Source organism: Mucilaginibacter pineti (genome assembly GCF_900101875.1).
GTDB classification, from domain to species: Bacteria; Bacteroidota; Bacteroidia; order Sphingobacteriales; family Sphingobacteriaceae; genus Mucilaginibacter; species Mucilaginibacter pineti.
Genome location: NZ_FNAI01000037.1, coordinates 1 through 6048 on the forward strand (window position 1 = coordinate 1; position 6048 = coordinate 6048).

Below are 6048 nucleotides of genomic sequence, written 5' to 3' on the forward strand. Positions count from 1 at the left end.
ATAAAAAAAGCCCTTAACTGTTTCCAGCAAGGGCTTGATTTAAGATTGGGCACCGACCTACTCTCCCACGTTTTACCGCAGTACCATCGGCTCTGGCGGGCTTGACTTCTCTGTTCGGAATGGGAAGAGGTAGACACCGCCGATATAGGCACCTGAATGTTTTTAATGTTGGTTAGGAGTAAGGACTGAAAGATTAAGGAACAAGGATTTTTCATCTTTTGTCTTTTATCCATCCGTCTTTTGTCCATCACAAACAATGACATATTATTGAAAGAAGTATTTGATCAAAGAAAACAACAGTATTAGTTTTTCTCGGTGACCAGCGTAAAGAGCTAGGATCAAGGACTAAGGACCGAGGTCTTTTTGTCTTTTATCTTTTCGTCCTTTTTCACTGATCACCATTCATTACCTGCTATGAGAAAGCTTCGGGCAATTAGTATCACTCGGCTATGATGTCACCACCTTTATACCTATGACCTATCAACGTAGTAGTCTGCTACGACCCTCAATGGAAGTCTCATCTTGTGGCTAGTTTCGCACTTAGATGCTTTCAGCGCTTATCTATTCCCAACGTAGCTACTCTGCAATACAGCTGGCGCCATAACAGATTCACCAGAGGTTAGTCCAACCCGGTCCTCTCGTACTAAGGTCAGCCCCACTCAAACTTCCAACGCCCACAACAGATAGGGACCGAACTGTCTCGCGACGTTCTGAACCCAGCTCGCGTGCCACTTTAATGAGCGAACAGCTCAACCCTTGGGACCTTCTCCAGCCCCAGGATGTGACGAGCCGACATCGAGGTGCCAAACCTCCCCGTCGATATGAGCTCTTGGGGGAGATCAGCCTGTTATCCCCAGCGTACCTTTTATCCTTTGAGCGATGGCCCTTCCATGCAGAACCACCGGATCACTATATCCGTCTTTCGACCCTGCTCGGCTTGTCTGCCTCACAGTCAAGCAAGCTTATGCTATTGCACTCCACGTACGGTTACCAAGCGTACTGAGCTTACCTTTGAAAGCCTCCGTTACCTTTTTGGAGGCGACCACCCCAGTCAAACTACCCGCCAAACAATGTCCTCCGCTATGCAGAGTTAGACACCAGATACAAAAAGGGTGGTATTTCAACGTTGACTAACTGACTCCTAGCGAAGCCAGATCACAGTCTCCCACCTATCCTACACATCCTGTATCCGATATCAATGTTAAGTTGTAGTGAAGGTGCATGGGGTCTTTCCGTCCCGTTGCGGGTAACCGGCGTCTTCACCGATACCACAATTTCACCGAGCTCATGGCTGAGACAGCGCCCAGATCGTTACACCATTCGTGCAGGTCGGAACTTACCCGACAAGGAATTTCGCTACCTTAGGACCGTTATAGTTACGGCCGCCGTTTACCGGGGCTTCGATTCAATGCTTCGCCTTGCGACTAACATCCCCTCTTAACCTTCCGGCACCGGGCAGGTGTCAGGCCATATACGTCATCTTTCGATTTTGCATAGCCATGTGTTTTTGTTAAACAGTCGCCTGGGCCTTTTCACTGCGGCTTCCATTGCTGAAAGCGCCCCTTCTCCCGAAGTTACAGGGCCATTTTGCCGAGTTCCTTAGCCATGATTCACTCGAGCACCTTAGGATTCTCTCCTCGACTACCTGTGTCGGTTTACGGTACGGGTTTTTATAACCTGAAGCTTAGCGGGTTTTCTTGGAAGTCTGATTACCTGAACTATCTCGTCACCCGAAGGCTTCAAGTACTATCAGCTTTCAGCAAGAGTGGCGTACTTAACTACCTCTCCTATACCTACGGCCTTTAACGAACTATTCCGTCAGTTCGCGTCAGTGTCACTACTCCGTCACCGCATCGCAGTTATAAAAAGTACTGGAATATTAACCAGTTGTCCATCGGCTACGCCCTTCGGCTTCACCTTAGGCCCCGACTAACCCTGATCCGATTAGCGTTGATCAGGAAACCTTAGTCTTTCGGTGGGCGGGTTTCTCTCCCGCCTTATCGTTACTTATGCCTACATTTGCTTTTCTATTTCCTCCACAGTCATTTACATTCCTGCTTCACCGGTCGATAGAATGCTCCCCTACCAGATGCATTGCTGCAAATCCATAGCTTCGGTATACTGCTTAATGCCCGTTTATTATCCATGCCCGATCGCTCGACTAGTGAGCTGTTACGCACTCTTTAAATGAATGGCTGCTTCCAAGCCAACATCCTAGCTGTCTGTGCAATCGGACCTCGTTAGTTCAACTTAGCAGTAATTTGGGGACCTTAGCTGATGGTCTGGGTTCTTTCCCTCTCGGCCCTGGACCTTAGCACCCAGAGCCTCACTCCAGCGTATATTATTAAGCATTCGGAGTTTATCTGGATTTGGTAGGATTTGACTCCCCCGCACCCAATTAGTAGCTCTACCTCTTAATAACTCAACCGCCAGGCTGTTCCTAAAAACATTTCGGGGAGTACGAGCTATTTCCCAGTTTGATTAGCCTTTCACCCCTACCCACAAGTCATCCGGAAACTTTTCAACGTTTATCGGTTCGGTCCTCCAGTACCTGTTACGGCACCTTCAACCTGCCCATGGGTAGATCACAAGGTTTCGCGTCTACCTCCCCTGACTATACGCCCTATTCAGACTCGCTTTCGCTTCGGATCCGTGTCTTAAACACTTAACCTTGCCAGGAAAGAGTAACTCGTAGGCTCATTATGCAAAAGGCACGCCGTCACGGAACAAGTCCGCTCCGACCGCTTGTAAGTACACGGTTTCAGGTTCTATTTCACTCCCCTGTTCGGGGTTCTTTTCACCTTTCCCTCACGGTACTGGTTCACTATCGGTCTCTCAGGAGTATTTAGCCTTACCGGATGGTGCCGGCAGATTCCCACAAGGCGTCTCCGACCTCGCGGTACTCAGGATACCACTATCCTATCATTACTTACCCGTACGCAGCTCTCATGCTCTATGGCTGGGTTTCCCACCCCATTCCGGTTCATTTTGATATTCATGTTGTGGTCCTACAACCCCAATTATGCCGTAACATAATTGGTTTGGGCTTTTTCCCTTTCGCTCGCCACTACTCAGGAAATCATTATTATTTTCTCTTCCTCTGCTTACTTAGATGTTTCAGTTCAGCAGGTTTGCGCATTTATGCGACTAGTCTTCAACTAGCCAGGTTTCCCCATTCAGAAATCTACGGATCAATTCATATTTGCTGATCCCCGTAGCTTATCGCAGCTTATCACGTCTTTCATCGCCTCTGAGAGCCAAGGCATCCCCCGTGTACCCTTTCTTACTTTCTTCTACTATACCGCCTTTTGCTCGGTATGTATGCTTTTTGATAGGATTGCCGTTCAGATTTTGGGACTTTCGGACTTGGGGACTTTATGACCGAAGCCATCTGTTTTCCTTTATCTTTTCGTCTTTGATCTAAAGCCAACAACCGTCTCTATACTGTTGTCTTCTTTTTTTCAATTACTTCTTCCAATATGTCAAAGAACTTTACCCAATACTTAACAAACGGTTAAGTAACTTGCAGAATATCCTATCCCTTTCGGGAAACGGTGGGTGTGGTGGAGAATAACGGATTCGAACCGTTGACCCCCTGCGTGCAAGGCAGGTGCTCTAGCCAGCTGAGCTAATCCCCCTAAAAATGAGCTGAAAGCTGAAGGCTCAAAGCTTAATGCTTTTTCCTTGCTATCTTTCTTAGCCTGAAGTTTCCTGCTTTCTGCCTTTGGCTTTCTGCTTTTCACTCCCTTCGTAGTCCCGAGCAGATTTGAACTGCTGACCCCTACATTATCAGTGTAGTGCTCTAACCAAACTGAGCTACAGGACTGTTTTCTTGATTTCAGATTTCAGATTTACGATTTTAGATTTTCCTCATCAATTCGTAAATCGTAAACCGTAATCTCTTACAATCTCGCCGCTCAGATGTTTAGCGCCACTGATGGCTTCATCTTTTGGGTTTCCTTTTTGTGTTTTAATAACAGAATTGAGTATCAGGTTTTGAGTATTAAGATAAGCAAATCTTACGATTAGCTTTTGTCTCAAATCTCATATCTAACATCTCAAATCTATTTTAAGAAATAATCATGTAGGTAACTTAGTTACAAGTACTTTTTGGATACTGCTCCAGAAAGGAGGTATTCCAGCCACACCTTCCGGTACGGCTACCTTGTTACGACTTAGCCCCAGTTACCGACTTTACCCTAGGACGCTCCTTGCGGTTACGCACTTCAGGCACTTCCAGCTTCCATGGCTTGACGGGCGGTGTGTACAAGGCCCGGGAACGTATTCACCGCGTCATTGCTGATACGCGATTACTAGCGAATCCAACTTCACGGGGTCGAGTTGCAGACCCCGATCCGAACTGTGAATGGCTTTAAGAGATTGGCATCCTGTTGCCAGGTAGCGGCCCTCTGTACCATCCATTGTAGCACGTGTGTAGCCCCGGACGTAAGGGCCATGATGACTTGACGTCGTCCCCTCCTTCCTCTCTATTTGCATAGGCAGTCTGTTTAGAGTCCCCACCTTGACGTGCTGGCAACTAAACATAGGGGTTGCGCTCGTTGCGGGACTTAACCCAACACCTCACGGCACGAGCTGACGACAGCCATGCAGCACCTAGTTTCGTGTCCCGAAGGACTAAAGCGTCTCTGCTTTATTCACTAACTTTCAAGCCCGGGTAAGGTTCCTCGCGTATCATCGAATTAAACCACATGCTCCTCCGCTTGTGCGGGCCCCCGTCAATTCCTTTGAGTTTCACCCTTGCGGGCGTACTCCCCAGGTGGAATACTTAACGCTTTCGCTTAGACGCTGACCGTATATCGCCAACATCGAGTATTCATCGTTTAGGGCGTGGACTACCAGGGTATCTAATCCTGTTTGATCCCCACGCTTTCGTGCCTCAGTGTCAATGACACCATAGTAAGCTGCCTTCGCAATTGGTGTTCTGTGACATATCTATGCATTTCACCGCTACTTGTCACATTCCGCCTACCTCTAGTGTATTCAAGCCCGTCAGTATCAAAGGCACTGCGATAGTTAAGCTACCGTCTTTCACCCCTGACTTAACAGGCCACCTACGCACCCTTTAAACCCAATAAATCCGGATAACGCTTGGATCCTCCGTATTACCGCGGCTGCTGGCACGGAGTTAGCCGATCCTTATTCTTACCGTACATTCAGCTCTGGTCACGACCAAAGGTTTATTCCGGTACAAAAGCAGTTTACAACCCGTAGGGCCGTCTTCCTGCACGCGGCATGGCTGGTTCAGGCTTCCGCCCATTGACCAATATTCCTTACTGCTGCCTCCCGTAGGAGTCTGGTCCGTGTCTCAGTACCAGTGTGGGGGGTCATCCTCTCAGATCCCCTAAACATCGTAGCCTTGGTGAGCAGTTACCTCACCAACTAGCTAATGTTCCGCATGCCCATCTTGTTCCTATAAATATTTGATTATCAAATGATGCCATCCAATAATGTTATGCGGTCTTAATCTCTCTTTCGAGAGGCTATCCCCCTGAACAAGGTAGGTTACATACGTGTTACGCACCCGTGCGCCACTCTCAAGAAAAGCAAGCTCTTCTATCCCGTCCGACTTGCATGTATTAGGCCTGCCGCTAGCGTTCATCCTGAGCCAGGATCAAACTCTCCATTGTAAAATGTTTTGTTTGTTCACTGACCCTATTATTAATAATAGAATCTGTATAATTATGTATCTTTATACAGTATCCCTCTTTGTTATCATAACCACTCTTCGCTTTCTGCTTTCAGCTTTACGCCTTCTGCTTTTTGCTTTGAGCTGTTACGCTACATGATTTTCTATTTCTTAAAAGAACTTTCTCGCTTCATCATCCGAATCCGCTATATGTTTTAATGAAATTACTTTCATCTAACTTTTCATTTTCTATACCAGAATCGCTCTGGTATTGCTTTTTGTTTCGCTGATTTTAATCAGCTCCCTTTTTTCTCTTTCTCAATCACCGTTTCCGGCTTTCTCCATCCCCTCGTTTCGGGTTGCAAAGGTAATAACCTTTTCGCATTTTCCAAAACTTATTT

Annotated in this window: 2 tRNA genes and 3 rRNA genes; all 5 read right to left on the reverse strand. The window is 47.1% G+C overall.

Annotated features, from left to right (window positions below):
- Window positions 1-44 precede the first annotated feature (44 nt).
- Window positions 45-156, reverse strand: a 5S ribosomal RNA gene (gene rrf, locus BLS59_RS30915).
- A gap of 258 nt (window positions 157-414) precedes the next feature.
- Window positions 415-3293 (reverse strand): 23S ribosomal RNA (locus BLS59_RS30920).
- Between the two features lie 268 nt (window positions 3294-3561).
- Window positions 3562-3638, reverse strand: a tRNA-Ala gene (locus BLS59_RS30925).
- Window positions 3639-3751: 113 nt separating this feature from the next.
- Window positions 3752-3826, reverse strand: a tRNA-Ile gene (locus tag BLS59_RS30930).
- A gap of 300 nt (window positions 3827-4126) precedes the next feature.
- A 16S ribosomal RNA gene (locus tag BLS59_RS30935) occupies window positions 4127-5648 on the reverse strand.
- The 16S, 23S and 5S rRNA genes sit together here with 2 tRNA genes alongside, the layout of an rRNA operon.
- Between the last annotated feature and the right edge of the window lie 400 nt (window positions 5649-6048).